General features: G+C 66.6%; 25 protein-coding genes. 10 read left to right on the top strand and 15 right to left on the bottom strand.

The window, feature by feature from the left end; genetic code table 11:
* Nucleotides 1-89: 89 nt before the first annotated feature.
* Nucleotides 90-1547 (top strand): alpha/beta hydrolase family protein, encoded by a 1458-nt coding sequence (locus ACMG4O_RS02515; protein WP_370210147.1) that lies wholly within the window; start codon nucleotides 90-92, stop codon nucleotides 1545-1547.
* A 76-nt stretch (nucleotides 1548-1623) separates the two neighbouring features.
* Here ACMG4O_RS02515 and ACMG4O_RS02520 read toward each other — a convergent pair whose 3' ends face one another.
* The gene (locus ACMG4O_RS02520) at nucleotides 1624-2730 is read right to left on the bottom strand and encodes a 5-(carboxyamino)imidazole ribonucleotide synthase (protein WP_142947853.1); all 1107 of its coding nucleotides are present in this window, start codon (nucleotides 2728-2730) and stop codon (nucleotides 1624-1626) included.
* A 7-nt stretch (nucleotides 2731-2737) separates the two neighbouring features.
* On the bottom strand, nucleotides 2738-3229 hold the full coding sequence (gene purE, locus ACMG4O_RS02525) for a 5-(carboxyamino)imidazole ribonucleotide mutase (protein ID WP_067610214.1): 492 nt from the start codon (nucleotides 3227-3229) through the stop codon (nucleotides 2738-2740).
* Between the two features lie 329 nt (nucleotides 3230-3558).
* Here purE and ACMG4O_RS02530 point away from each other — a divergent pair, with 329 nt between their 5' ends.
* Nucleotides 3559-3993: a CBS domain-containing protein gene (locus tag ACMG4O_RS02530; RefSeq protein WP_414434375.1), complete on the top strand. Its 435-nt coding sequence runs from the start codon at nucleotides 3559-3561 to the stop codon at nucleotides 3991-3993.
* Between the two features lie 206 nt (nucleotides 3994-4199).
* Here ACMG4O_RS02530 and ACMG4O_RS02535 read toward each other — a convergent pair whose 3' ends face one another.
* Nucleotides 4200-5018, bottom strand: a complete 819-nt coding sequence (locus ACMG4O_RS02535) for an NAD-dependent epimerase/dehydratase family protein (RefSeq protein ID WP_414434376.1) — start codon at nucleotides 5016-5018, stop codon at nucleotides 4200-4202.
* Nucleotides 5019-5069: 51 nt separating this feature from the next.
* Between ACMG4O_RS02535 and ACMG4O_RS02540 the strand changes: the two genes are divergently transcribed.
* A complete protein-coding gene (locus ACMG4O_RS02540) occupies nucleotides 5070-5972 on the top strand; it encodes a hydrogen peroxide-inducible genes activator (protein ID WP_142947856.1) in 903 nt (300 codons plus the stop codon).
* A 1-nt stretch (nucleotide 5973) separates the two neighbouring features.
* On the top strand, nucleotides 5974-8052 hold the full coding sequence (recG, locus tag ACMG4O_RS02545) for an ATP-dependent DNA helicase RecG (protein WP_414434377.1): 2079 nt from the start codon (nucleotides 5974-5976) through the stop codon (nucleotides 8050-8052).
* Between the two features lie 175 nt (nucleotides 8053-8227).
* Here recG and ACMG4O_RS02550 read toward each other — a convergent pair whose 3' ends face one another.
* Together ACMG4O_RS02550 and ACMG4O_RS02555 are read right to left on the bottom strand one after the other, a co-directional pair.
* Nucleotides 8228-8704, bottom strand: a complete 477-nt coding sequence (locus tag ACMG4O_RS02550; RefSeq protein WP_414434378.1) for a hypothetical protein — start codon at nucleotides 8702-8704, stop codon at nucleotides 8228-8230.
* Between the two features lie 118 nt (nucleotides 8705-8822).
* The gene (locus ACMG4O_RS02555; RefSeq protein WP_414434379.1) at nucleotides 8823-9824 is read right to left on the bottom strand and encodes an AraC family transcriptional regulator ligand-binding domain-containing protein; all 1002 of its coding nucleotides are present in this window, start codon (nucleotides 9822-9824) and stop codon (nucleotides 8823-8825) included.
* Nucleotides 9825-9920: 96 nt separating this feature from the next.
* Here ACMG4O_RS02555 and ACMG4O_RS02560 point away from each other — a divergent pair, with 96 nt between their 5' ends.
* On the top strand, nucleotides 9921-11639 hold the full coding sequence (locus ACMG4O_RS02560) for an alkyl sulfatase dimerization domain-containing protein (RefSeq protein WP_414434380.1): 1719 nt from the start codon (nucleotides 9921-9923) through the stop codon (nucleotides 11637-11639).
* Nucleotides 11640-11740: 101 nt separating this feature from the next.
* Entirely contained in the window at nucleotides 11741-12610 is an 870-nt protein-coding gene (locus ACMG4O_RS02565; RefSeq protein WP_194856189.1) for an RsiV family protein, read from the top strand.
* 3 nt (nucleotides 12611-12613) lie between these two features.
* Here the strand turns inward: ACMG4O_RS02565 and ACMG4O_RS02570 are convergent, their stop codons facing one another.
* Nucleotides 12614-13504: a LysR family transcriptional regulator gene (locus tag ACMG4O_RS02570; protein WP_142947862.1), complete on the bottom strand. Its 891-nt coding sequence runs from the start codon at nucleotides 13502-13504 to the stop codon at nucleotides 12614-12616.
* Between the two features lie 115 nt (nucleotides 13505-13619).
* Between ACMG4O_RS02570 and ACMG4O_RS02575 the strand changes: the two genes are divergently transcribed.
* Nucleotides 13620-14396: a ferredoxin--NADP reductase gene (locus ACMG4O_RS02575; RefSeq protein ID WP_142947863.1), complete on the top strand. Its 777-nt coding sequence runs from the start codon at nucleotides 13620-13622 to the stop codon at nucleotides 14394-14396.
* A 95-nt stretch (nucleotides 14397-14491) separates the two neighbouring features.
* Here the strand turns inward: ACMG4O_RS02575 and ACMG4O_RS02580 are convergent, their stop codons facing one another.
* Nucleotides 14492-14944 (bottom strand): PA2169 family four-helix-bundle protein, encoded by a 453-nt coding sequence (locus tag ACMG4O_RS02580; protein WP_370212064.1) that lies wholly within the window; start codon nucleotides 14942-14944, stop codon nucleotides 14492-14494.
* Between the two features lie 215 nt (nucleotides 14945-15159).
* On the opposite strand from ACMG4O_RS02580, the gene ACMG4O_RS02585 reads away from it, so the two are divergent.
* Nucleotides 15160-15780 (top strand): DUF4190 domain-containing protein, encoded by a 621-nt coding sequence (locus tag ACMG4O_RS02585; RefSeq protein ID WP_142947865.1) that lies wholly within the window; start codon nucleotides 15160-15162, stop codon nucleotides 15778-15780.
* Nucleotides 15781-15783: 3 nt separating this feature from the next.
* On the opposite strand, the gene ACMG4O_RS02590 is transcribed toward ACMG4O_RS02585, so the two are convergent.
* A complete protein-coding gene (locus ACMG4O_RS02590) occupies nucleotides 15784-15984 on the bottom strand; it encodes a YheV family putative metal-binding protein (protein WP_142947866.1) in 201 nt (66 codons plus the stop codon).
* A gap of 5 nt (nucleotides 15985-15989) precedes the next feature.
* Entirely contained in the window at nucleotides 15990-18026 is a 2037-nt protein-coding gene (gene prlC, locus ACMG4O_RS02595; RefSeq protein ID WP_414434381.1) for an oligopeptidase A, read from the bottom strand.
* 50 nt (nucleotides 18027-18076) lie between these two features.
* Between prlC and ACMG4O_RS02600 the strand changes: the two genes are divergently transcribed.
* Nucleotides 18077-18610 (top strand): gamma carbonic anhydrase family protein, encoded by a 534-nt coding sequence (locus tag ACMG4O_RS02600; protein ID WP_414434382.1) that lies wholly within the window; start codon nucleotides 18077-18079, stop codon nucleotides 18608-18610.
* Here the strand turns inward: ACMG4O_RS02600 and ACMG4O_RS02605 are convergent.
* From ACMG4O_RS02605 to ACMG4O_RS02630, 6 genes are all read right to left on the bottom strand, one after another.
* On the bottom strand, nucleotides 18607-19593 hold the full coding sequence (locus ACMG4O_RS02605; RefSeq protein ID WP_142947869.1) for a lipid A deacylase LpxR family protein: 987 nt from the start codon (nucleotides 19591-19593) through the stop codon (nucleotides 18607-18609). The two genes, ACMG4O_RS02600 and ACMG4O_RS02605, sit on opposite strands and share 4 nt — an antisense overlap.
* A gap of 134 nt (nucleotides 19594-19727) precedes the next feature.
* Entirely contained in the window at nucleotides 19728-20543 is an 816-nt protein-coding gene (aroE, locus tag ACMG4O_RS02610; RefSeq protein ID WP_414434383.1) for a shikimate dehydrogenase, read from the bottom strand.
* Nucleotides 20540-21448 carry an oxygen-dependent coproporphyrinogen oxidase gene (gene hemF / locus ACMG4O_RS02615; protein ID WP_370210090.1) on the bottom strand — a complete coding sequence of 303 codons (909 nt, stop codon included), beginning with the start codon at nucleotides 21446-21448 and terminating at the stop codon, nucleotides 20540-20542. Before hemF ends, aroE begins: the two co-directional genes overlap by 4 nt.
* Nucleotide 21449: 1 nt before the next feature.
* Entirely contained in the window at nucleotides 21450-22019 is a 570-nt protein-coding gene (locus ACMG4O_RS02620) for an L-threonylcarbamoyladenylate synthase (protein ID WP_194856181.1), read from the bottom strand.
* Between the two features lie 50 nt (nucleotides 22020-22069).
* A complete protein-coding gene (dprA, locus tag ACMG4O_RS02625) occupies nucleotides 22070-23149 on the bottom strand; it encodes a DNA-processing protein DprA (protein WP_414434384.1) in 1080 nt (359 codons plus the stop codon).
* Nucleotides 23150-23194: 45 nt separating this feature from the next.
* A complete protein-coding gene (locus ACMG4O_RS02630) occupies nucleotides 23195-24268 on the bottom strand; it encodes a LysM peptidoglycan-binding domain-containing protein (protein WP_414434385.1) in 1074 nt (357 codons plus the stop codon).
* A 152-nt stretch (nucleotides 24269-24420) separates the two neighbouring features.
* Here ACMG4O_RS02630 and def point away from each other — a divergent pair, with 152 nt between their 5' ends.
* A complete protein-coding gene (def, locus tag ACMG4O_RS02635) occupies nucleotides 24421-24927 on the top strand; it encodes a peptide deformylase (protein ID WP_142947875.1) in 507 nt (168 codons plus the stop codon).
* Nucleotides 24928-24932: the final 5 nt, after the last annotated feature.

Genomic DNA, 24932 nt, shown 5'->3' on the forward strand with positions numbered 1-24932 from the left:
AACCGCTGCTTTCTTTTAGAAAACTATTTCGCATAGCGAAACACAAAGAACAAAAGACCCACAATTCCAATAAAACAGGGAGAGCAGCAATGAGCACTCATTTCACAATACCCAGGATCGGGCTTCTGGCCGGCCTGCTGAGCGCCGGGTTGCTGGCCGGCTGCGGCGGCGACAGCAGCAGCTCCGGCGTCGGCGAGCCGTCACAACCGGCGCGCGTCCAGGACACCCGCACTTTCACAGCCAGCGAAACCCAGGCCGCCGCCTTCGACGCGGAAGGCGGCGTCACCGGCCACGATGACGCCGAACAGTGGTCCGGCATCCGCCCCAACGGCGCCAGCTACCGCATTGAGGTTCCGGCCGCCTGGAACGGCCGCCTGGTGATGTACGCCCACGGCTACCGGGGCGAGGGTTCCGAACTCACCGTCGGCAACCCCAGCATTCGCCAGTGGCTGCTGGATAACGGCTACGCCTGGGCCGCCTCCAGCTACTCCACCAACTTCTACGACGTGCGCACCGGCGTCGAGGACACCAACGAACTGGCGCTGGCGTTCACCGACATCACCGGCCTCACCGACCCGGACCGCCTCTACATTATCGGCCACTCCATGGGCGGCCATGTCACCGCCGCCGCCATCGAGGACGAAACCCTGGCCACCGCCAACAACCCGGTGCAGTACCACGGCGCCGTGCCCATGTGCGGCGTGGTGGGCGACACCTTCGAGTTTGAATACCTCACCCAGGCGACCATGGCGGCGCAGCACTTCGCGCATATGAAAAACCCCGACGCACCGCCGCTGACCGGTATCCCGGCCACCAATTTCGATGCCGGCGCCATCAACTCGGTGATCTGGACGATACCGCCGATCCCGCCGTCGACGGACAATCCGACCGGCTCGCTTGGTGTGCCCACCGCCGAGGGGGAACAGTTCCAGGCGCTGATGCGGAATCTCTCCGGCGGCGAACGCCCGGTGGCCGACATCGGTTTCACCACCTACTACTGGCATGTGGTGATGGGCACCGGCGGCCGCGACGGCACCGTCAACGGCATTCTGGCCCGGGACCTGACCGGCAACGCCGGCGTCACCTACCAGTTCGACAACTTCCCGCCGCTTAGCACCGAGGAACAGGCCTTCAACGACACCATTCTGCGCGTGGAGAGTAATCCGTCCGCCAACGGCCTGCGCAACGACGGTCTGCGCTGGATTCCGGTGATCAACGGGGAATTCAACATTCCGGTGGTCAGCCTGCAAGGGCTGGGTGACTTTTACGTGCCCTTCCGCCACGGCCAGATCTACCGCGAGCGGGCCGAGGCCAACGGCAACGACACCTGGCTGGTGCAGCGGGCGATCCGCTCACCGGGCCACTGCGACTACACCGCGGAGGAACAGATCAACGCCTTCGAGGACATGGTGGCCTGGGAGCAGGGCGGCCCTAAACCGGCCGGCGACGACTTCCTCGATCCGGCCACGGTGGCCGCCGACGACTTCGGCTGCCAGTTCACCACCACCGACCGTTCCGGCGTGCCGGCTTGCACCACCCCCCCGTAAGGGCTTTCCGACGCCGTAAACGACAACGCCCCGCATTCGCGGGGCGTTTTCTTTGCAGCGGAGCGACGGCACACGCTCAGTCCAGCGCCAGCTCCGAGTCGAGGATCGCCTCGAAGCCTTCCGGCAGCACGTCGGCCCAGGCGTTCAAGCCTTTGCGCAGACCTTCCAGGGTCGGCGCCACCAGGTTGGCGTGGCCCACCTTGCGGCCCGGGCGCACGCTCTTGCCGTACCAGTGGACCACACCGGGGTGCTGCAGCCAGGCCTGATCAAAGGGCGTGCCGATCAGGTTCACCATGGCGCTGGGGCCGTGCACGTTGAGCGAGTGCAGCGGTACGCCGGCCAGGGCGTGCACGTGCAGATCGAACTGCGACCAGTCGGCGCCCTCGTGGGTCCAGTGGCCGGAGTTGTGCACCCGGGGCGCAATCTCGTTGACCAGCAGACGGCCGTCTTCCTCGAAGAACTCCACCGCCATGACGCCGGCGTAATCCAGCTTTTCCATGATTCGCCGCAGGATGTTCTCCGCCTCCGGCTGCAGCGCGGCGCTGGCGTTGGCCGGCGCCAGGCTCAGGCGCAGGATGCCGTCCACGTGCCAGTTGCGGGTGAGCGGGTAGAACAGGGTCTCGCCGGCCGGGTTGCGGGCGCCGACGATGGACAGCTCGCGACGGAACGGAATCTTCTTCTCGACGATGGCGCGCCCGGCCAGCTCTTCCGCCGGCACCGCGGACAGGTCGCCGCCGTCGCCGACGATCCAGGTGCCGCGGCCGTCGTAGCCGCCGCTGCGCGCCTTCACCACCACCCCGCCGAACTCGGCGGCGGCGTCCGCCAGATCCTCTACCCGGTCCAGGTTGCGCCAGGGGGCGGTGGCGATGCCCAATTCATCGAGCATTGATTTCTGCGTGTAGCGGTCCGGGATCACCGCCAGGGCGCCGCGCGCCACGCAGCGGTCACTGGCCGCCAGCCGCGCGGACAGACCGCTGTCGGGGAACGCCTCGCGCTCCACGGTGACCACCGGGTAGCGCTCCAGGCACTCTTCCCAGGTGATCGGCACCGCCAGATCGGAGGTGCCGGGCAGCAGCAGGGCGCGCTCCGGGTCGTAACGGTCCACCACCAGGCCCAGGCGGGCGGCGGCCTCCGCCATCATCAGGCCGAGCTGGCCACCGCCGAGTACCAGTACACGATTCATGCCGCGCTTACCCCTGACCCAGTTCCGCGTCCGCCAGCACCTGATCGGCGCGGGCCGCTTTCCAGTCGGCGATCCGTTTCTGCAGGGCCGGGTCGTCGCTGCCCAGCATCTGCGCCGCCAGCAGGCCGGCGTTGTAGGCGCCGGCGGAACCGATGGCCAAGGTGCCCACGGCCACGCCCTTGGGCATCTGCACGATCGACAGCAGGCTGTCCAGGCCGGACAACGAGCGGCTCTGCACCGGCACGCCCAGCACCGGAAGCGGCGTCATGGCGGCGATCATGCCGGGCAGGTGGGCGGCGCCGCCGGCGCCGGCGATGATCACCTTGTAACCCTGATCCGCCGCGCTCTTGGCGAAGTCGTACATGCGTTGCGGGGTACGGTGGGCGGACACCACCTCCGCCTTCCAGCTCACACCGAACTGGGTGAGGGCGTCGCAAGCCTCTTTCATGGTCTCCCAGTCGGACTGGGACCCCATTACAACCGCTACCGATACCGTCATTGCTTCACTCCCGTGCGGAGGCCACTTTCAAGGGCGCACACTCTACCGATTCCACCGCCCGGCACAAGGGGACCAACGGCCTGGAGCCGCCGGAAGCCGGGCGAAGGCGCCAACAATACCGCAGCCGGGCGGCGAGGCCCAGTGCCGGTGAATCCGTCCCCTTATAAGCCCCCGGCATGAACAAGGGGTGATTATCAGCAATCGTTCTCATAGGGATTTGCCCACCGGCGGCACCGTTTGTGATGCTGCATTCCGGCGCCGGCAAGGATTCGCGGCGCCGGCCGAAAGGCATTTGCAGCAAAGCAGTCGCAATAGAAGGAGTTATGGCTATGAAAGTACAGGACGTAATGAGCGAATCCCCCCGCACCCTGAATACCGATGCCAGCGTGGAAGACGCCGCCAAAATGATGCGCGACCTCCATGTGGGCGTGCTGCCGATCGCGGAGCACGACCGCCTGGTGGGCATCACCACCGACCGGGACCTGGTGATCCGCGCCCTGTCGGAAAGCAAAGGTCCGGACACGCCGGTGAAGGATTGCATGACCGGTCTGGTGCTGTACTGCTTCCAGGACGACGACGTCGCCGACGTGGCCGCCAACATGCAGGAGCAGCAGGTGCAGCGTTTGATCGTGCTGGACGACCGGGACAGCAAAAGCCTGGTGGGCGTGATCTCGCTGTCCGACATCGCCAGCAAAGGCAAGGACGACGAGCGCATCCAGTCCGCGGTGTCCTCCTGCAGCACCCAGTACCAGCGCGTGGCCTGACCACGCCGACACCTCCTCGACACAGGCCGGGCCCTTGCCCGGCTTTTTTGTGCTTGGCCATTCGCCTTGTGGGAGCGGGCCGGGCCCGCGAAAGGGTGGCTTTTAGCCACCCGGCGGGATCCCAGAGACTTTTCAAACGGCGGAATAAACAGCCTCTCTGGGATCCTGCCGGGAGCTTCGCTCCCTTTCGCGGGCTGGGCCCGCTCCTACAAGAGCGTGGCGTAGCCCGCGCGGAAGTCGGGGTAGCGGAGGGTGTAGCCGCCGTCGGCGATAAAGCGGCTGTAGACGCGCTTGCCGCTTGGCTTGGCCTCCGGCACCGGCAGCGACAGACCCTGCTGCTGCGCCAGCCACTGGTACACGTCCAGGTTGCTGGCCGGGCTGTTGTCGGTGCCCACCACCAGCGGCGGCACCGTCTCGCCGGACAGCCAGCGCCCCACCAGATTGCCCAGCAGGCCGACGCAGTCGTCGCGGTGGATGCGGTTGCTCCATTTCGCTTCCGGCAGCGGCTCGTCGCCGCCCGCCATGCGCGCCACCTTGGTGAGCAGGCGGTTGCGGCCGGGGCCGTAGATGCCGCTGAACCGTACCACCGTGGTCAGGCCACGGGTGCTGATCTCCTGCTCGGCGGCCAGCACCACCTTGCCGTTATAGCGGGTCGGCGCCGGCGGTGTGGTCTCGTCCACGTCGCCTTCCAGGTCACCGAACACGGCGCTGCTGGAGACGAACAGAATCGGCGGCAGGGGCTGCTGTTCGGCCAGCGCGTCGAGCAGATTGAGCGGCGCGCGCACATAGGCTTTCAGGTACCCTTCCTCCGAGTACTCACTGGGGGTCATGATGATCACCAGCAGGTCGACCCGGTCCGGCGGCAGCAGGCGGGCGCCGTCGAGCAGGTCCTGGCTGTACAGGTCCACGCCGCTGGGGGCGTCGCTGCCCCGGCGTATGCCGCTGACGCGGTGGCCGGCGGCCAGCAGGTTTTCCGCCAGGCCGCGGCCCAGGTCGCCGAGACCGGCAATTAGAATATGGCTCATAGTCTTTGAGTCCGGCACAATGGCCTATCATCGAAAAAAGTTTTTACGCTTATGACACTAACAGAACTGCGCTATCTGGTCGCACTGGCCCGGGAACGTCATTTCGGCCACGCCGCCCAGGTCTGCAACGTCAGCCAGCCGACGCTGAGCGCGGCGATCAAAAAGCTGGAAGAGCAGCTCGGCATGCCATTGTTCGAACGGCGCCCCCGGGAGGTGGTGGTCACCCCCCAGGCGGAGCCGATTATCGCCCAGGCCCAGCGGGTGCTGGAGCAGGCCGACCTGCTCGAGCAGATGGCCATGAGCCAGCGCGATCAGCTGGGCTCGCCGCTGCGGGTGGGCGCCATCTTCACCGTGGCGCCGTACCTGTTCCCCACCATGATACCGCGGGTGCGGGCGGAAGCGCCGGACATGCCGCTGTTTATCGAAGAAAACTACACCCATGTGCTGCGTGGCAAGCTCGACCGTGGCGAGCTGGACGCCATCATCGTGGCGCTGCCATTCTCCGGCGGCGGCCTGGTGCGCGCGCAGATGTACGAGGAGTCCTTCTCGGTGCTGCTGCCCGGCGACCACCCCTGGACCAAGCAGAAGCAGATCCAGCCGGAACAGATGCTCGACGAGACCCTGCTGCTGCTCGGCGAAGGCCACTGCTTCCGCGACCAGGTGCTGGAGCTGTGCCCGGCGATCGATTCCGAGCGCCAGCGCAACCTGGTACAGATCGAAGGCGGCTCGCTGGAAACCCTGCGCCACATGGTCGCCTCCGGTCTCGGCATCACCGTGTTGCCCAACTCCGCGCTCTACCAGCACGGCTACGACAAGAGCACCTTCGCGGTGCGCCCGTTCGCGGCGCCGGTGCCGTCACGCACCATTGCCCTGGTGTGGCGCGACAGCTTCCCGCGCCCCAAGGCCATCGAAGTGCTGCGCCACGCGGTGCCCCGCGAGGGCCTCGCCGCCTGATATGAGCCCGCCCGCCGCCCTGGAGACGATCGACATTACCCGTCTTAAGGGTGTCGGCCCCCGGGCGGCGGAACGGCTGGCCCGGCTCGGGCTGGCGACCCTGGAAGATGTGCTCTTCCATCTGCCGTTCCGCTACGAAGACCGCACCCGCATCACCCCCATCGGCAGCCTGCGCCCGGAACAGGGCGTGGTGATCGAAGGCGAGGTGATGGCCGCCGACGTGGTGTTCGGCAAACGCCGCTCGCTGCTGTGCAAGGTGGCCGACGGCACCGGCCTGGTGGCGCTGCGCTTTTATCACTTCAGCGCGGCGCAGAAGAACGCGCTGGAAAAAGGCCGCCGCATCCGCGTCTACGGCGAGCCCCGCCCCGGCGCCGCCGGCCTGGAGTTCTACCATCCGGAATACCAGTCCGGCCCGGATATCCCACCGCTGGAAAAAGCCCTGACGCCGGTCTACCCGACCACCGAAGGGGTCAGCCAGAAGCTGCTGCGCAATCTCGCCGCCCAGGGCCTGCAGTGGCTACAGACCCATGCGCCGGAAGAGTTGATCCCCCGGCAACTGCTGGATCAGAGCGGCCTGCCCGGCCTGGCCCAGGCCCTCACCAAGCTGCATCACCCGCAACCGGACGACCCGGTGGACCTGCTGCTGGACGGCAAACACCCGGCGGTGAAGCGCCTGGTGATGGAAGAGATGGTCGCCCACCAGTTGGGCATGCTGGCCAAACGGGCCGGCCAGAAGGCGCTGTCGGCGCCGGTGCTGAGCGGCGAGGCCCTCACCGGCAAGCTGCTCCAGGCGCTGCCGTTCCAGCTCACCGGCGCCCAGCAGAGGGTGATCGGGGAGATCCGCGCCGACCTGGCCCGCCAGCACCCGATGCTGCGCCTGATCCAGGGGGACGTGGGCTCCGGCAAAACCCTGGTGGCCGCCGCCGCCGCCCTGGTGGCGATCGAATCCGGCTACCAGGTGGCGTTGATGGCGCCCACGGAACTGCTCGCCGAGCAGCACCTGGCCAATTTCCGCCACTGGCTGGCGCCGCTGGGCATCGACGTGCACTGGCTGGCCGGCAGCGTCGGCGCCAAGGCGCGCCGGGAGACCCTGGCGGCCCTGGCCGAAGGCCGCGGCGCCCTGGTGGTGGGCACCCACGCCCTGTTCCAGGACGCGGTGGTGTTCCAGCGCCTGGGGCTGATCATCATCGACGAGCAGCACCGTTTCGGCGTGCAGCAGCGGCTGGCGCTGCGCGAAAAAGGTCGCTTCGGCAACCAGGTGCCACACCAGCTCACGCTCACCGCCACGCCGATTCCGCGCACTCTGGCAATGAGCGTGTACGGCGACCTGGACACCTCGGTGATCGACGAAATGCCGCCGGGCCGCAAGCCGATCCAGACCCTGGCGCTGCCCACCTCGCGCCGTGACGACGTGGTGGCGCGCATCCGCGCCGCCTGCCAGGAGGGCACCCAGGCCTACTGGGTGTGCACCCTGATCGAGGAATCCGACGAACTGCAGGCCCAGGCCGCCGAAGCCACCTTCGAAACCCTGCAGGACGCGCTGCCGGAACTCACCGTGGAACTGGTGCACGGGCGCATGAAAGCCAAGGAGAAAGCCGAGCGGATGGCCCGTTTTTCCAGCGGCGAAGCGCAGCTGCTTGTAGCCACCACCGTGATCGAGGTGGGCGTGGACGTGCCCAACGCTACCCTGATGGTGATGGAAAACGCGGAACGGCTGGGGCTGGCGCAATTGCACCAGCTGCGCGGCCGCGTGGGGCGCGGCGGCGAGCAGAGCTACTGCCTGCTGCTCTATCAGACGCCACTGTCGTTCACCGCCAAGAAGCGCCTGGCGGTGATGCGCGACACCAGTGACGGCTTCGTGATCGCCGAGGAAGACCTGAAATTACGCGGCCCCGGCGAGTGGCTCGGCACCCGCCAGACCGGCGACCTGGCGTTCCGCATCGCCGACCTGGTACGCGACGAGGCGCTCATGGCGCCGGCCCGGGAGGTGGCGGCGGCATTGCTAGAGCAATACCCCGACCGCGTGGAGCGCCTGCTGCGCCGCTGGCTGCGCGGCGGCGAGCATTTCGCGGACGTCTGACTTGTAGGAGCGGCATTTGTGGGAGCGGGCCCTGCCCGCGAAAGGGTGGCTTCTAGCCACCCGGCGGGATACTAGAGACCTCTCTAACGGCGGTATAAACAAGGTCTCTGGGATCCTGCCGGCAAGCGGAGCTTGCCTTTCGCGGGCAGGGCCCGCTCGCACAAGGATCGCCAGGCTATTGAGTATCGGCGTCCGGGCTGGGGGCGGTCAGGTCGCGCCAGGCCTGCTTGGTGGATTGCCAGGCGCTGCCGAAACGCTGCTTGGCTTCTTCCCAATTATCGGCGCTGGCGGCCTGCAGTTCCTGGTATTCGGCCTGCAGTTCCTCACGCTCGTCCTTCAGCTCGCTGAGGGTTTCCTGCTTTTCCAGGCGCGCCTCCTGGGACAGGTTCTGCCAGCCCCGATCGATCTCTTTCTGGGCTTCATCAATTTCCTCATCCAGGTTGGCCAGCGCCCGGCGGGCCATCTCCACCGCTTCGTTCTTCTGCTCCACGGAGAAGTTCTTGAAGGCCTCCCAGGTGTCACGCATCTGCGCGGAGACGTTTTCCTGATCCGGCTGCTTGATGTTGGGCGTTCCCTCGGTGGTGCTCTGTGCCCAGCTGGTGGCGGTGGTGACCATCATCAGGGTCGCCGCCAGAAGCAATGACTGTCGCATCGTTATTCGCTCCATGATTTTTTCGAGTTACCCGTGTACATGGAGGCAGTATTGCCGCTGGCAAGGCAGAGCGGGGAAAAATTGTGCAAAACAGGGCGTCAGCTCTGAAAACCGGGCGTCAGCGCTGCCGGAAGCGGTCCGGGCTGACGCCGTACCAGCGCTTGAAGGCCTTGCTGAAATTGCTGGCGTCGGAGAACCCCAGCTGGTCGGCCACCTCCGCCACCGAGCGCTCGCTGCTGCGCAGCAGGGCGGCGGCCCGCTCGGCGCTGTGCTCCTCGATAAGACGGCGGTAGCCGCTGCCGGCTTCGGCCAGATGGCGGCGCAGCGAGCGCTCACTCAGGTTCACCGCCGCGGCCAGCTCGCCCAGGGTGGGCGGCCCGCCGGGGCGCACCCGCAGCAGGCCGCGCAGGGTCTGGACCAGCGGCGGCGAGCGGTCGAGCTCCGCCAGCGCCTGCTCGGCCAGTTGCTGGTGCTGCCGGGAGAGGCCGTCGTCGCCCAGGGGCAGGGGCGTGTGCAGCCGCGCCCGGTCGTGCCAGACCACGTCGGCGTCGGCGCCGAACACCACCTGTCGGCACAGCCTGGCCTGCCAGGGGCGCGGGTCCGCCGGCTCGGAACGGCGCAGCGCCACTTCGGTGACCGCGCCGGCCGGCGCCACCCGGAGCAGGTGCTGGACATGGGCGGCGATAAAGGCGTCCAGGGCGCAGGGGTGCACCGGCGTGCCGTCCAGCGGCCGGATCGCCAGCCCCTCGGCGCCGGGCCGGTGCACCCGGGACACCGTGACGCTGTTGGAGACCAGCGCCTGAAAGCGCACCGCGAAGTCGATCACGTGGTCCAGGCTCGGGGCGGTCTGCACCAGCAGGCCGAGTATCCGCAGGTGCATGGGCTGCGCCGCCAGGCCCACGTACAAGCCGATGGCCGGGTCACCGCTGAGCCGCTCGGCGGCGGCCCACAGCCGGCCCATCGCCGCCACGGTCACCCGGCCACCGGGGTTGGCGGTCAGCCAGGCGCGCTCCAGGCCCGCTTCACGCAGCGCCAGGTCGCCGTCCAGGCCCCGGCGCGCCAGGGTGTCGAGCACAGCCAGCGGCCAGGCGGCCACGGTGGTGGCGGTGAACGGCGCCATGGTCAGCGGCCACCAGCCGGTGGCCGCTTGCCACCTTGGTGGCCCGGCCCGGCGGCGCTAGCCTGCCTGGCACTCTCAGAATAAGGACAAGATTCCATGCGATACCCGGTTCTGTTTTTTGTTATGGCGGTCGGCGCGGCCGCCCTGGCCGCCTGCGGCGACAGCTCCGCCCCCGAACCTCGGGCCACCCCGGCCCCCGACGCGCTGCGCGAACACAGCAAGCTGTTCGAGAAAGAGGTGGTGGAAGTCACCGACGGCGTTCACGTGGCGGTGGGCTTCGGCCTCGCCAATTCCATTATGCTGGAAGGCGACGACGGCATCATTATCGTCGACACCATGGAAACGGTGGCGGAAGGGGAAGCGGTGCTGGCCGCCTTCCGCGAGATCACCGACAAGCCGATCGCGGCGATCATCTACACCCACAACCACGCCGACCATGTGTTCGGCGCGCGGGCCTTCGCCGCCCCCGGCGAGGTGCCGGTGTACGCCCACCAGAGCACCGGCTATTACATCAACCGGGTGGTGAATCAGATCCGGCCGATCATCACCACGCGCTCCATGCGCATGTTCGGCCACCATCTGCCCGAGGGCGAGCGCATCAACGACGGCATCGGCCCCCATCTGGGCGTCAGCGAAGAGAGCACGCTGTTCGCCCTGCCGCCGGACCACACCGTGGATGAGCGCCTGGAAACCACCATCGCCGGCATCAAGCTGGAACTGGTGCACGCCCCCGGCGAGACCGAGGATCAGCTGTTCGTATGGCTGCCGGAGAAGAAGGTGGTGCTCAGCGGCGACAACATCTATCAGACCTTCCCCAACCTCTACACCATCCGCGGCACCTATTACCGGGACGTGCAGAAGTGGGCCGCCAGCCTGGACAAGATCCGCGCCCTGGACGCCGCGTTCCTGGTGCCCAGCCACACCCGTCCGCTGAGCGGCCGCGAGCGCATCCACGACACCCTCACCGATTACCGCGACGCGATCCAGTACGTGCACGACCAGACCCTGCGCCACATGAACAAGGGCCTGACCCCCGATCAGATCGTCGAGCGCGTGCAGCTGCCGCCGCATCTGGCGGAAAGCCCCTGGCTGCAGGAGTTCTACGGCAAGGTGAGCTGGTCGGTGCGCTCGGTGTTCGACGGCTACCTGGGCTGGTTCGACGGTAACCCCAGCACCCTGCAGCCGCTGCCCGGCGAGCAGCAGGCGCGCCACATGGCCGAGCTGGCCGGCGGCGAGCAGGCCCTGGCGGACAAGGCCCGCGCCGCCCTGGAGCAGGGCGACGCCCAGTGGGCGCTCAGCCTCAGCGACCACCTGCGCGCGCTGCGCCCGGACGACGACGCGGTCAATCAGCTGCGCGCCGAAGCCCTGCGCCGGCTGGGCGAGGTGGAAGCCAACCCCAACGCCCGCAACTACTACTTCACCGCCGCCCGGGAAGAAGCGGACGGTCTGAACCCCGGCTTCCGCACCGAGCCACCGGAAGGCTTTCTCGACACCCTGCCGATCGACAACTTCCTGGCCGCCATGCCGGCCTTCCTGAAGGCGGAAGACACCCTCGATGTGCACGAGAAGCTCGGCTTCCAGTTCGCCGACAGCGACCGACGCTTCACCCTGGAAATCCGCCGGGGCGTGGCCCAGGTGCGCCCGGGCCTGGCGGAAGACACCGTGGCGGTGCTGCACACCCGCGAACCGGTCTGGAAGGCGATCGCCGCCGGCAACCGCAGCGCGGTGACCGCCCTGGCCGGCGACGACCTGGATATCGACGGCGACAAGATCGCCGCCCTGCGCCTGCTCGGCTATTTCGAAAAAGTGGACTGAAAACGGTTTCGGCACGGCTTCCCGGGTTGCCCGGTAACGGGCAATCAGGGCATGCTCGGTGGCTGTCCACGACGGACCCGCCACTCACTCAGGAAGCTGTCATGCCGGAACGCCGCTGCAACGTATTATCCCCCTGGTTACGAGCCGGCGCGCTGGCCGCGCTGCTGGCCCTGAGCGCCTGTGACAACGGCCCGGAGCAACCCGAAGGCGAGAAGCAGCCGGCTCCGGCCGATAACGGCGCCGCGCAGCAGAGCGAGCCGCCGGCAACGGCGGCGCCCGAGGGCAAGCTGGAAACCCGCGAGGAAACCCTGCGCCGCCGCGCCGACAACTGCAGCGGCGACGACTGCGCCAAAGTGGCCGTGGACCTGAAGCTCTACGAAGGCCACCCGGAGCTGAACCAGGCGGTGCGCCGCCGCATGATCCGGCAGCTGAGCGGTAACGGCGAGGACCAGGGGGCCCCGCCGAAAACCCTGGAAGAGGCCGCCGACCGCTTTCTCACCACCGCCGCCGGGATTCCCGGCGACGGTGCCCGGGGCTGGGAGCTCAGCGGTGAAAGCCGCCAGCTGGGCCGCTGGAAGGACCTGCTGACGGTGGCCATCGACAGCTACGAATTCACCGGCGGTGCCCATGGCCTGCCGGTGACACGCTGGCTGAACTGGGATCTGGCCGCGCACCGCCCGGTGTCCCTGGGGCAGGTGATTAACCCGGGCCAGGAAGACGCCTTCGAAGCGGCCGCGCGCCGCGCCCACGAACGCTGGCTGGAAAAGGAAGTGGATTCCGACGAGGACTTCCGCCAGGCCTGGCCGTTCCAGGAGAGCAGCGACTTCCGGCTCACCCGCAAGGGCCTAGTGCTGCATTACGACGTCTATTCCATCGCCCCCTATGTGATGGGCCAGCCCACCCTGACGCTGCCGTGGAAAGACCTGGAAGGGGTGATCCGCGAAGAATACCGGCCGGACGGCGGCCAGTAGCCCTCAGCCCTGATCGCGGGATTCCCGGCACAGTTGCAGCCAGCGCTCCACCCCCGGGCTGCGGTACTTTTGCCGGTGCAGCACGAAATAGAACTCGCGGCTGAAATCCCGGTGCGGCACCGCCAGGGGCACCAGCGACCCGCGCCGGAAGGCCTCGCGCAGTGACACCCGCGACAGGCAACTGATGCCCAGGCCGGTTTCCACCGCCCGCTTGATCGCCTCGGTGTGCTCCAGCTCCAGCAGCAGGTTAAGATCCGGCAGGATGCCGTGCATGCCGCGCTCGAAGGTCTGCCGCGTGCCGGAGCCGGACTCGCGGACGATCCAGGTGGCGGCTTTCAAATCATGGTCGTCCAGGCGCGGCTTGCCGGCCAGGGGGTGGTCCGGGGCGCAGAACACCACCAGCTCGTCCTCGCGCCAGGGCAGCAGCTCCAGGTCGCGGTGGTTCATTTCCCCCTCGATCAGCCCCAAATCCAGATCAAACCCCAGCACCCGGTCGACGATGGCGCGGGTGTTGGCCACCTCCAGTTGCACCCGGGCGCCGGGCTGTTCGGCCATATAACGGGCCATAATACTCACCGCCAGGTAGTTGCCGATGGTCAGGGTCGCCCCCACATTAAGCTGCCCCAGCTCCTGATGGGCCAGCAGCCCGGCCTCCAGGTCACGGGCCTGGCCCAGCAGGGCCTCGGCCCGGGGCCACAGCTGGCGGCCCAGCTCGTTGAGGCGCAGGCGCTTGCCGGCGCGCTCGAACAGCTTGATCTCGAACTGCGACTCAAGCTCCTTGAGCGCCCCGGAGGCGGCGGACTGGGACATGCTGAGGTGATCCGCGGCGCGGCTGACGTTTTCGAAGTGGGCGGTGGCGAGGAACACCTCGAGCTGGCGGAGGGTGTAGCGCATAGCGGCCTCATCGGTATAATCGATATCAAATATCGGGATAACCCATTTTACCGATATCTCCCGGGTGATTATATTCTCACCAACTGGATATTTCGGAATAAAAGCGTATTAGCATATGTCAAATTTGAATACTGAAACCGTCACCAGCGTTCGCCACTGGAATGAAACCCTGTTCAGTTTCACCACCAGTCGCGATCCCGGCTTCCGCTTCAAGAACGGTCATTTCACCATGATCGGCCTGGAGCAGGACGGCGGCCGTCCGCTGCTGCGCGCTTATTCCATCGCCAGCGCCAACTATGAGGAAGAGCTGGAGTTCTTCAGCATCAAGGTGCCGGACGGCCCGCTCACCTCGCGGCTGCAGAAAATTCAGCCCGGCGACAAGATCTATGTGAGCCGCAAGCCCACCGGCACCCTGGTGGCGGACCATCTGCTGCCCGGCAAACGCCTGTGGCTGCTGTCCACCGGCACCGGCCTGGCGCCGTTCCTGAGCATCATCAAGGATCCGGAGATCTACGAGCAGTTCGACCAAGTGATCCTCACCCACGGGGTGCGCTACACCTCGGAGCTGGCTTACCGCGACGTGATTGAGAACGAGCTGCCGGACAACGAATTCTTCGGCGATATTATCCGCAACCAGTTGCTCTATTATCCGACGGTGACCCGCGAGCCGTACCGCAACAAGGGCCGGCTCACCGATCTGATGACCAGCGGCAAGCTGTTCGACGATCTGGAGCTGCCCAAGCCCAATCTGGAAGAAGACCGTTTCATGCTGTGCGGCAGCCCCGCCATGCTGAAGGACTTCACCAACATTCTGGATGACTGGGGCTTCCGCGAATCCCGTGGCGGTCACATGCACGAGTACGTGATCGAGCGCGCCTTCGTCGAGAAATAACCGAATGCGGCGCGTCGGCCGTTAGTCCGGCCCGGCAATAAAAAACCCGGCACAGGCCGGGTTTTTTATTGCATCGGGTTGTCAGCAAAACGGGCTCACGCCTTGGCGCGTTCAGAATCCCGCAGTGCTTTTATCTTGTCGTGGTTTTCCTTCACACCCTGGTACTGCTTTTCCACCACGGCGCGCACCGTCTCCGGCAGCTCTTCATCGAGCGCCTTCTGGTAGTTGTGCTTGGCCACATCCTCACCGCGTTCGCATTCGTTAAGCACGGTTTCGTCGGTGCGGTCCATCAGCTTCGCTTTCAGATCCACCCAGCGGCGGTGCAGCGTGCCGGCCACGCTGGTGCTGTCTTCCGGATCGCCGCCCTGGGCGCGCACCAGTTCTTGCAGCTCCTGGGCCGCCGTGGCGCAGCTCTGGGCGCGGTCTCTGCAAATCTGCTGCAGTTCGGGTTTTTCCATTTGTTCGGCGCAAGTGCGAAAACCTTCTTCGCCGTCCCGGCAGGTTTCAATCAAGGCGTTAAGTACTTTGGTTACCTTATCGTCGGACATGAGAGAACTCCTTTCTCATCGGTTTCGCTCACCATGAGAATCACGGTGGGAAAATCATAGTGCGCCCTGCGGGGCGGACTTGCCGACCCCCAATCACACCGCTTTACCTTCTTTTGCATCGGGTGGGAATCGGCCGCCGCGGAACTGTGACCGCCGGCCGGGACAATCACCGCCGACAACGCTAACGTGGCCGCCTTTGATTATCAGGGGGCCGCATGCCGCAATATCTGAGCACCATCATCAACCTTCTGCCCGTTGTTATACCGGCCATTGTCGGCCTGGTGCTGGGCATCGTCTTCAGAAGCCGGGCGCGCAAAGCGTCCCTGCTGGTGATACTCGCCAGCGTGGTGTTACTGCTTCAGGCCGTGTTCCAGGTGGTGACCAATCATTTTCTGGTGCCGCTCAGCGGCAACGGGCTACTGTCCTGGGAAGCCTATTCGATGATTGTGTCGGCGGGTTATTTCGTGTTCGGCGCGACCACTCTGGGGCTGCTGCTGGCCGCCGCTTTCGTTGAGCGCGACCCCTACCGGCCGGCGGTGCCGGCCGCCGAAGCGACACGGACCGGGGAAGCGGTGCAGCCGCATCGCGGCACCCTGGTACTGACGCTGGGCCTGATCAGCATGCTGCTGTTCTCGCCGCTGGGGGTGGTCGCCTGGGTATTGGGGGTCCTGGAGCTGAAAGCCATGGATCGGGGCGAGCGTGACCCCGGCGGGCGGGGCACCGCCATCGCGGGCATGATTTTCGGCATCATCGCCACCGTGATGATGGTGGTGTTCCTGGTCGCCGCCGCGGTGTTCGTCTACGCCTACTTGAGCTCACCGGGCTGGCGTTACTGATACCTAACGCCGGGGCTTTAGCGTCACTGTCTGCTCATTGGCGTCGGTGGCGTCCGCCGCCGCGGGTGGCTGGTCCAGGTCGCGGACCAGCCCGCAGGCGACACACTCCATCCAGGTACTGTCGTCGTCACTGCAGCGCTGGATACGGTCCATGGCGCCGCAGCCGGGGCAGGTCGCCCCGGCGATGAACTGACGTTTAACCATAATCGCTAACCTTCGATGCCGCTGTGGCGAAGCAACGGCTCGACACTGGGTTCGCGGCCGCGGAAATCCACGAACAGTTCCATCGGCTCGCGGCTGCCGCCACGGGCGAGGATCTTGTCGCGGAAATCGCGACCGGTGGCTTCGTTGAACGGGCCTTCCTCCTCGAAGCGGGCATAGGCGTCACAGGAGAGCACTTCTGCCCACTTGTAGCTGTAGTAACCGGCCGCGTAGCCGCCGGCGAAGATGTGCCCGAAACCGTTCTGGAAGCGGTTGAAGGCCGGCGGCTTGATCACCGACACCTGCTCGCGCACTTCATCCAGCACCTGCTGGATATTCAGGCCTTCGCGGTACTCCGCGTGCAGGCGCATGTCGAACAGCGAGAATTCCAGTTGGCGCATCATGCCCATGGCGCTCTGGAAGTTCTTGGCGGCGAGCATCTTGTCCAGGGTTTCCCGGGGCAGCGGTTCGCCGGTTTCGTAGTGGCCGGAAATCAGCGCCAGGCCCTCTTCGGTCCAGCACCAGTTTTCCAGGAACTGGCTGGGCAGCTCCACCGCGTCCCAGGCCACGCCGTTAATACCGGAGATGCCGGCCACTTCCTGCTCGGTGAGCATGTGGTGCAGCCCATGGCCGAACTCGTGGAACAGGGTGACCACTTCGTCGTGGGTGAGCAGGCCGGGCTTGCCGCCGGCCGGCGGCGCGAAGTTGCAGGTCAGGTAGGCGACCGGGGTCTGCAGTTCGCCGTCCAGACGGCGGCGGCGCACCCGGGCGTCGTCCATCCAGGCCCCGCCGCGCTTGCCGTTGCGTGCGTACATGTCGAGGTAGAAAGCGGCGCGCACGCTGCCGTCGTCGTCCACCAGTTCAAAGAAGCGCACGTCCGGGTGCCAGGTGTCCACGTCGTCACGCTGGCGGAAACGAATGCCGAACAGCTTGCCGACCACCTGGAACATGCCGTCGATCACTTTCTCCGCCGGGAACCAGGGGCGCAGCGCTTCGTCGGAAAGATCGTAGCGGGCCTCGCGCAGGCGCTCGCTCCAGTAGCCCAGGTCCCAGGGCTGCAGGTCGTCGGCGCCCTGCTCGGCGGCGAACGCCTTCAAGGCCGCCACTTCCCGTTCCGCCTGGGGTTTGGCGCGGCGGGCCAGGTCGTCGAGGAAGCCGATCACTTCCTCCACGTCGCGGGCCATCTTGGTGGCCAGGGATTTATCCGCGTAGTTGGCGAAACCGAGCAGGTTGGCCTGCTCGTGGCGCAGCTTGAGGATCTCGTCCATCACCGCGCCGTTGTCGTATTCATCGGCCTGCGGGCCCTGGTCGGAAGCGCGGGTGGTGAAGGCCCGGTACATCTCTTCACGCAGGGCGCGGTTCTCGGCGTGGCTCATCACCGCGAAGAACACCGGGAAGTCGAGGGTCAGCAGCCAGCCCTGTTCCAGGCCCTCGGCGCGGGCGCGGTCGGCGGCGCCGGCCAGGGCGGTATCCGGCAGCCCGGCCAGTTCCGCTTCATCGGTAACGTGCTTCTTCCAGGCCTGGGTGGCGTCCAGCAGGTTGTTCTCGAAGCGGGTGGTCAACTCCGACAGCCGCTTGGCGTTCTCCATGTATTGCGCCTTCTGCGCTTCGGGCAGGGCCACGCCGGAGAGGCGGAAATCACGCAGCGTGTTGTCGATGTCTTTCTGCTGGGCCGGTGTCAGGGTTTTGAATTCGTCGCTGTCGCGCAGCGCCTGGTAGGCGGCGAACAGCTCGCTGTTCTGGCCCACTTCGGTGCTGTACTCGCTGATCAGCGGCAGGCAGGCGTTGTACGCTTCGCGCAGCGCTTCATCCTGGGCCACGGCATTCAGATGCCCCACCGGGCCGAAGGCCTTTTCCAGGCGCTCGTCTTCCTCAGCCAGGGTCAATTCCAGAGCCCGGTAGCTGAAGTCACCGTCGGCCAGCACCTTGCGGATGCGCTCGCGGCCCGCTTCCACCAACTGTTCCACCGCCGGTTTCACGTGCTCCGGGCGGATTTCGGAGAAGGGCGGCAGGTCCGGGTAATCAATCAGCGGGTTGTGACTCATGGTGCCTCTCGTTATAACGGGTCTGATTCGTCTTGATGAATGGGTGTGAAATGGGGATTCGAAGCTTCCAGAACAAGGTGCCACGCCAGGGTGAACGGGTTTTCGTCGACCCGGCCTCCACCGTGATCGGCGAGGTGACCCTCGGCGACGACAGCTCCGTGTGGCCCGGCGCCGTGGTGCGCGGCGACATGCACCGCATCGTTATCGGCGCCCGTACCAGTGTGCAGGATAACGCCGTGCTGCACATCACCCACGACTCCGCCTTCAACCCCGGCGGCTTCCCGCTGACCCTGGGCGACGACGTCACCGTGGGCCATCAGGCGATGCTGCACGGCTGCACCATCGGTGACCGGGTGATGATCGGCATGCAGACCATGATCATGGACGGCGCGGTGGTGGAAAGTGACGTGATGCTGGCCGCCGGCAGCCTGGTGAGCCCCGGCAAACGGCTGGCCTCCGGCTGGCTGTACCGGGGCCGGCCGGCACGGGCCGTGCGCGAGCTCACCGCCAAGGAAATCGAGTTCCTGCCCTATGTGGCCGGCAACTATGTGAAGCTGAAGGACCAGTACCTGGACGAGGCTTAGATGGCCCACATAAAGGACATGTTGCCGAAGCTCAGTGGGTCGTTGTTATCCCGCACCGGCGAGGTGGAGGTCTGCACCGTCATGGTGAAGCTGAACTCGCCGGAGCGCACCCCGAAGCCGGTGATCACCGCGCCGACGGCGTCGCGGGCCTCGATGTTATAGCGGCCGGCGTTCTCTTCCAGGTAGGAATAGCCCACGTACTGACCGCTCAAACCGAAGAACACTTCCCAGCCGAACCCCGGGTTATCGAACAGGCCCACCAGCGAGCCGGCGGTGCCGAGGCCGGCGTAGTCGGGAATGAAGTTGCCGGGCAGGTTGCGGCCGAAGCGGATAAAGCCGCCGACCTGGGCGCCGCCGTCGAAGTTGTTGGCGTCGATGCCCCAGGCGGCGCCCAGTTCGGTCTGGTAGCCGGCGTCGTTGGTGGTGCGGAACAGACGGTGCGCATGCAGGAAATAAACGCCGCCGATGCCGTCGTGACCGAGCTGGTCGTCCCAGCCCTGGGGCTCGTTGGCGCCGACCACTTTATGCACGAACTTCTGCGACTGCTCGGCACCGGAATCCGGCCCGACGATGCCGGCGCGCACGCCGTAGCCGAACAGGTTCTTCTTGTCCCAGCTGAACAGACCCAGTTCCAGGTTGGAATAACCCACATAGGGCAGGTCGTTGTAATCCGGCGTCGTCCGTTTGATGTCGGACGGCGTGATCATGATCTGCTGCAGGCTGACGGTGAGCGCGTGCCGCTCATCGGAGGCCGACACCCCCGGCAGCGGGTCCAGCGCCCGGGCCACGCCACAGGTCAGGCCGCCGTTGGCCTGGCAATCCGACTGACCGTCACCGACCCAGCTGAAACGGACGCCGTTGGTGTAGTTTTTGTCCTGGCCCAGGAAAGCGTCGTTATCCCAGGAAAAACCGAAGGTGTTGGCCTGAACCAGACCACAGACAAGACTCGCGGCAAGCAATACCACCAAGCGTGGCAAAAACATGAGTTTTCCTCAGCGCATAAAAGACAAAAAGGCCAGCCCAGGCAGGGGCGGCAATTGGCGAATATTTCAGCGGGTTTCGGCCAGCACCGCCAGCCGCAACGCGACAAAGTTTGTAAAATGGCGCGTGGGGTCACTCAGGCGCCGCGCAGCCCGGCCAGCACCGGCGCGGTATCCGGGCGCCAGCCGCGCCACACCTGGAAGGCTTCCGCCGCCTGCTCCACCAGCATGCCCAGACCGTCGCACACCGCCGCCGCCTCATGGCGTTGCGCCCAGCGCATGAACGGGGTGGGCTGGGCGCCGTACACCATGTCGTAGGCCACCGACCCCGGCGCCACCAGGGCCGGATCAAGCGCCGGCATGTCGCCGTGCAGCCCGGCGGAGATCGCATTGATCAGCACGTCGAACGGTTGTTGCAGCTGGTCCAGGGCGGCGGCGTGCATCGGCACGCCCTGGCCGGCGAAGCGCTCCACCAGCGCTTCCGCGCGGCCCAGGGTGCGGTTGGCGATTACCACCTCCGCCGGGCCCTGGGCCAGCAGCGGGCCGAGCACGCCGCGCACCGCGCCACCGGCGCCGAGCACCAGCACCCGGCGGCCCGCCAGGGCCCAGCCCTGGTTGCCGCGCAGGTCGGCCACCAGGCCGGCGCCGTCGGTGTTGTCGCCGTGCAGGGCGCCGTCGACCCGCCACAGGGTGTTCACGGCGCCGGCCTGGCGGGCCCGCTCGGTGAGCCGCTCGCACAGGTCGAAGGCCTGCTCCTTGAACGGCACGGTGACGTTGGCGCCGCGTCCGCCGGCGTCGAAGAACGCCGCCACCGCCGCCGGGAAGCCGTCCACCGGCGCTTCGATGCGCTCATAGACCAGGTCCTCGCCGCGCTGGGCGGCGAAGGCGTGGTGGATGTCCGGCGAACGGCTGTGGCTCACCGGATTGCCGAATACCGCGTAACGGTCGCTCATAGCCACTCCCGGTGGATCAGGAATTTCTCATGCAGCTCGGCTTCTGGCGAACCGGGTTCCGGCCGCCAGTCGTAGTCCCAGCGCACCAGCGGCGGCAGCGACATCAGGATCGACTCGGTGCGGCCGCCGGACTGCAGGCCGAACAGGGTGCCCCGGTCGTAGACCAGGTTGAATTCCACGTAGCGGCCGCGGCGATAGAGCTGGAAGTCGCGCTCGCGCTGGCCATAGGGCAGCGCCTTGCGGCGCGCCATGATCGGCCGGTAGGCGCCGATAAAGCCGTCGCCGATGCTGCGCATCAGCGCGAAGCTGTGCTCGAAGTCGAGGCGGTTGAAGTCATCGAAGAACAGCCCGCCCACGCCGCGCGGCTCGTCGCGGTGCTTGATGTAGAAGTAGTCGTCGCACCAGCGCTTGAACTCCCCGTAGAGGTCGTCGCCGAACGGCGCGCAGGCGTCCCGGGCGGCCCGGTGCCAGGCCACCGCGTCTTCCTCGAAGCCGTAAAAGGGGGTCAGGTCGAAGCCGCCGCCGAACCACCACACCGGCGCTTCGCCTTCTTTTTCCGCGACGAAGAAGCGCACATTGGCGTGGCTGGTGGGCACATAGGGGTTGTGCGGGTGAATCACCAGCGACACGCCCATGGCCTGGAACGAACGCCCGGCCAGCTCCGGCCGGTGGGCGGTGGCGGAGGGCGGCATCCGTTCGCCGAACACATGGGAGAAATTGACCCCGCCTTTTTCGATCACCGCGCCTTCGGTGAGCACGCGGCTGCGGCCACCGCCGCCTTCCGCCCGGTCCCAGGCGTCTTCCTCGAAGCGGCCCTGGCCGTCCTCGCTCTCCAGTTCCGCGCAGATGCGGTCCTGCAGATCGAGCAGATAGTCCTTCACCGCCTGGGGGGATACGTCATTCATGTCAGTCTCGCAGGGTACGGCCGCTTTGCAGATCAATGATGGTGGACGGCTTGCCGCGCGGGTCGCAATCGCCGGTGACGATAAAATCCAGATCGCCACCCAGCGCCTTGCCGACCTGGAACCGGTTGCGCCCGGGCGGCCGCCCGGCCCGGTTGGCGCTGGTGGACACGATCGGCGTGCCCACCGCCGCCGCCAGCGCCCGCGCCAGCGGGTGGGCGCTGACCCGCACCGCCACCTTGGGGTGGACGCCGCGAATCCACGCCGGCACCCGCTCGGTGGCATCCAGCAGGTAGGTCACCGGCGCCGGCCAGGCCTGGCGCAGCCGTTCCCGCTGGGCGTCGTCCAGGTGCACCAGGCCGTCGAGCTGGTCCAGGTCCGAGGCGACCAGAATCAGGCCTTTCTCCACCGGCCGCTGTTTGATCGCCAGCAGCCGCCGCACCGCGTCCTCATCAAAGGGGTCGCAGCCCAGGCCGTAGACGGTCTCGGTGGGGTAGGCGATCACTCCGCCGGCGCGAATAATGTGCGCGGCACTGAGCAGATGCTGGCCGGACGCCGTTGTTTGCGGGGTCATCACCGTTCCTCGTGTGGTTACTGGCCGCGAAGGTACCCAAGCCCGGACGGTCAGGCAAGCCCGCGATGGCGGCTGTAGCCGCCGGCGACCCGCTTGATCCTGCCTTCCAGCTCCAGGTCGGCGAGCTGTTCCGCCAGTTCGGTCATCGGCAGGCCGCTGCGGCTGGCGAGATCGTCCAGGCCGTTGATGCCGGTGGTGAAGTGCGCCAGCAGACCCTGGGTGTCGTCCGGGCGGCGGGCCGCCGACAGCGCCGGGCTGTCCTCCAGGGTGCGGCGGAAGTCGCCGAAGGCGTGCAGCACATCGTCGACGCTCTCCAGCCAGTTGGCGCCGTCGCGCAGCAGCCGGTGGCAGCCCTTGCTGAGCGGGTTGTGCAGCGAGCCGGGAATGGCGAACACCTCGCGGCCCTGCTCGGCGGCGGTGCGGGCGGTGATCAGCGAGCCGCTGCGCAGCGCCGCTTCCACCACGATGGTGCCGAAGCTGAGGCCGCTGATAATCCGGTTACGCGCCGGAAAGTACTCCCTGCGCGGCTGGCTGCCGGGGGCGAACTCGGTGACCAGAACACCGCCCCCTTCGATGATCTGCTGCGCCAGCTTGCGGTGGTGGGGCGGGTAGATCCGGTCCGGGCCGTTGCCGAGCACCGCCACGGTGGTGCCACCGGCGGCCAGGGCGCCCCGGTGGGCGGCGGCGTCCACGCCCAGCGCCAGGCCACTGGTGATGGCGAAGCCGGCGGCGGCCAGCGAGCGGGCAAAGCGGAAGGCGTTGTCGGTGCCGTCGGCGGAGGCCGCGCGGGCGCCCACCATGGCCAGCTGCGGGCCGGCGAGCACCGCCGGGTCACCGCGTACCGCCAGCACCCCCGGCGCGTCCGGCAGGTCCGCCAGCAGCGGCGGGTAGTCGTCGTCACCCAGGGCCAGCCAGCGCCAGCCGAGCCCCGACAGGGCCGTCAGAGGGCCGTGCAGGTCCTCCGGGTGCCGCAGCCGCCGATCCGGCAAGCGGTTTTTATTGGGCAGCCAGGACCGGAAGCGGTCCAGCGGGGTATCGTCGGGGGCGTGTTCACGCAATATCCGGCCGAGGAGGGCCGAGTAGGGTGAAAAGGCGGCGCACAGCACCAGCCGTTTGAGTTGGGCATCCATCGCGCACCTCCCTGTGCGCCGTGCTAGACGGTTTTCAGAATCGAATCAGTAGCTGCCTTCCGGGCTCTCCACGATGTCCTGCATGTAGATCGGCCGGGTGGACTCCATGATCAGGCCGTAGCTGACCTTTTCATGGACCCGGAACAGCACCAGGGTGCCGGCCTTGGTGCGCGGCAGACGCACCATTTCATCCTGCTGGCGGTCGCGCACCAGCTCGCCCTGCTGGAAGATTTCCAGCACATGGCCGGGTTCCATGCCCTCGCGCTCGCCCTTGTTGATCACCACCACGTCGTTGCGCGCCACGCTGTTGATGCGGTCGAAGAAACGAATGATGTTGCCGGTGATTTTCTCGTCGGGGGCATGGGGGTAAAGCACCGCGCGCACTTCCCGGTCCGGCTGCTGGAACAGGCGGTCGTCCACGCGCACGTCCTCGGAGGAGCGGATCACTTCCAGGGTGGTCATGTCCTCTTCCTGATCGCGGACGCTGGCCAGGCCGATGCGGCGGGCTTCGTAGCCGAGCACTTCCTGGGTCTGCGGGTCCACGTATTCCTCGCCCACCCGGTAGATGCCGTAGCGGCGCTGCAGGTCGGCGAAGCGGTCTTCCGGATCCCGGGCGTAGACGGTGTCGCCCATGCCGAACACCACCCGGCGGTCCTGTCCGCCGATCAGGTAGGGGGCGGCGAGAATCTCGTCGCGGTCCATCACCAGGGCGTCCTTCAGGTAGCTCTGGATGGCGCTCATGGGAATCGCGGGGATGGCGCTGTCGCGGTCCACTTCGCGGACGCGGGGGGTCAGCTTGACGGTGCCGTCGGAGAGTTTGGTGCGCTTCACGTTATCCCGGTTAACCGCCAGGCGCGGCTCGCCATCCTGCCAGAATAGGCGGATTTCATCGCCGGGATAGATCAAATGCGGGTTGTCGATATCCGGGTTGTCGTGCCAGAGTTCCGGCCACTGCCAGGGGTTCTCGAGAAAACGACCGCTGATGTCCCAAAGGGTGTCGCCCTTTTTGACGTAATACACATTAGGATGGTCGTCTCGTAGCGCGATGGTGTCGGCCATGACGGCGGACGTCACCACCAGCAACCCCACGTACAGGATTCGCTGCAGCGATTTCATCATCAGCGGATTCCTTTTATCATTATTGGTGTCCGCGGAACGGCGAACACACCCCCGGATCGAGCACAGTCGTTTTTGGATATTAGCAACGCTATCATATATTTAGCAACCGACTTTAAAGCACCTTCCCAAGTGTTTGAAAACTCAGGAGCCCCATGGCCAAGCTTGAGATACTCGAATTCCCAGACCCACGCCTTCGCACGGTAGCAAAACCGGTCGAGACGGTGGATGACGCGCTTCGCAAACTGATCGACGACATGATTGAAACCATGTACGAGGCGTCGGGAATCGGGCTGGCGGCGTCCCAGGTGAACGTGCACAAGCGGGTTCTGGTGATCGACGTGTCGGAGACCCGTGACCAGCCGCAGGTGTTCATCAACCCGGAGATCACGCCCCTCACCGAGGATCTGGCCCCCTATGAAGAGGGCTGTCTGTCGGTGCCCGGCTTCTACGAGAAGGTGGAGCGCCCCTCGCGGGTGCGCATCAACGCCCTGGACCGCAACGGCGAGCCGTTCGAGATCGAGACCGACGGGCTGCTGGCCACCTGCATTCAGCATGAGATCGACCACCTCAACGGCAAGCTCTTTGTCGACTATGTGTCCCGCCTGAAGCGTGATCGGATCAAGAAGAAGCTTCAGAAAGTACACCGCCAACAGGCCTGAGAACT

The sequence above is a fragment of the Alloalcanivorax venustensis genome (genome assembly GCF_047495515.1).
GTDB lineage: Bacteria > Pseudomonadota > Gammaproteobacteria > Pseudomonadales > Alcanivoracaceae > Alloalcanivorax > Alloalcanivorax venustensis.

What these genes read in the sequence shown, in the direction of transcription:
- ACMG4O_RS02515 (WP_370210147.1), top strand. Translation starts at nt 90, where the DNA reads ATGAGCACTCATTTCACAATACCCAGGATCGGGCTTCTGGCCGGCCTG.
- ACMG4O_RS02520 (WP_142947853.1), bottom strand. Translation starts at nt 2,730, where the DNA reads ATGAATCGTGTACTGGTACTCGGCGGTGGCCAGCTCGGCCTGATGATG.
- purE (WP_067610214.1), bottom strand. Translation starts at nt 3,229, where the DNA reads ATGACGGTATCGGTAGCGGTTGTAATGGGGTCCCAGTCCGACTGGGAG.
- ACMG4O_RS02530 (WP_414434375.1), top strand. Translation starts at nt 3,559, where the DNA reads ATGAAAGTACAGGACGTAATGAGCGAATCCCCCCGCACCCTGAATACC.
- ACMG4O_RS02535 (WP_414434376.1), bottom strand. Translation starts at nt 5,018, where the DNA reads ATGAGCCATATTCTAATTGCCGGTCTCGGCGACCTGGGCCGCGGCCTG.
- ACMG4O_RS02540 (WP_142947856.1), top strand. Translation starts at nt 5,070, where the DNA reads ATGACACTAACAGAACTGCGCTATCTGGTCGCACTGGCCCGGGAACGT.
- recG (WP_414434377.1), top strand. Translation starts at nt 5,974, where the DNA reads ATGAGCCCGCCCGCCGCCCTGGAGACGATCGACATTACCCGTCTTAAG.
- ACMG4O_RS02550 (WP_414434378.1), bottom strand. Translation starts at nt 8,704, where the DNA reads ATGCGACAGTCATTGCTTCTGGCGGCGACCCTGATGATGGTCACCACC.
- ACMG4O_RS02555 (WP_414434379.1), bottom strand. Translation starts at nt 9,824, where the DNA reads ATGGCGCCGTTCACCGCCACCACCGTGGCCGCCTGGCCGCTGGCTGTG.
- ACMG4O_RS02560 (WP_414434380.1), top strand. Translation starts at nt 9,921, where the DNA reads ATGCGATACCCGGTTCTGTTTTTTGTTATGGCGGTCGGCGCGGCCGCC.
- ACMG4O_RS02565 (WP_194856189.1), top strand. Translation starts at nt 11,741, where the DNA reads ATGCCGGAACGCCGCTGCAACGTATTATCCCCCTGGTTACGAGCCGGC.
- ACMG4O_RS02570 (WP_142947862.1), bottom strand. Translation starts at nt 13,504, where the DNA reads ATGCGCTACACCCTCCGCCAGCTCGAGGTGTTCCTCGCCACCGCCCAC.
- ACMG4O_RS02575 (WP_142947863.1), top strand. Translation starts at nt 13,620, where the DNA reads ATGTCAAATTTGAATACTGAAACCGTCACCAGCGTTCGCCACTGGAAT.
- ACMG4O_RS02580 (WP_370212064.1), bottom strand. Translation starts at nt 14,944, where the DNA reads ATGTCCGACGATAAGGTAACCAAAGTACTTAACGCCTTGATTGAAACC.
- ACMG4O_RS02585 (WP_142947865.1), top strand. Translation starts at nt 15,160, where the DNA reads ATGCCGCAATATCTGAGCACCATCATCAACCTTCTGCCCGTTGTTATA.
- ACMG4O_RS02590 (WP_142947866.1), bottom strand. Translation starts at nt 15,984, where the DNA reads ATGGTTAAACGTCAGTTCATCGCCGGGGCGACCTGCCCCGGCTGCGGC.
- prlC (WP_414434381.1), bottom strand. Translation starts at nt 18,026, where the DNA reads ATGAGTCACAACCCGCTGATTGATTACCCGGACCTGCCGCCCTTCTCC.
- ACMG4O_RS02600 (WP_414434382.1), top strand. Translation starts at nt 18,077, where the DNA reads ATGGGGATTCGAAGCTTCCAGAACAAGGTGCCACGCCAGGGTGAACGG.
- ACMG4O_RS02605 (WP_142947869.1), bottom strand. Translation starts at nt 19,593, where the DNA reads ATGTTTTTGCCACGCTTGGTGGTATTGCTTGCCGCGAGTCTTGTCTGT.
- aroE (WP_414434383.1), bottom strand. Translation starts at nt 20,543, where the DNA reads ATGAGCGACCGTTACGCGGTATTCGGCAATCCGGTGAGCCACAGCCGT.
- hemF (WP_370210090.1), bottom strand. Translation starts at nt 21,448, where the DNA reads ATGAATGACGTATCCCCCCAGGCGGTGAAGGACTATCTGCTCGATCTG.
- ACMG4O_RS02620 (WP_194856181.1), bottom strand. Translation starts at nt 22,019, where the DNA reads ATGACCCCGCAAACAACGGCGTCCGGCCAGCATCTGCTCAGTGCCGCG.
- dprA (WP_414434384.1), bottom strand. Translation starts at nt 23,149, where the DNA reads ATGGATGCCCAACTCAAACGGCTGGTGCTGTGCGCCGCCTTTTCACCC.
- ACMG4O_RS02630 (WP_414434385.1), bottom strand. Translation starts at nt 24,268, where the DNA reads ATGATGAAATCGCTGCAGCGAATCCTGTACGTGGGGTTGCTGGTGGTG.
- def (WP_142947875.1), top strand. Translation starts at nt 24,421, where the DNA reads ATGGCCAAGCTTGAGATACTCGAATTCCCAGACCCACGCCTTCGCACG.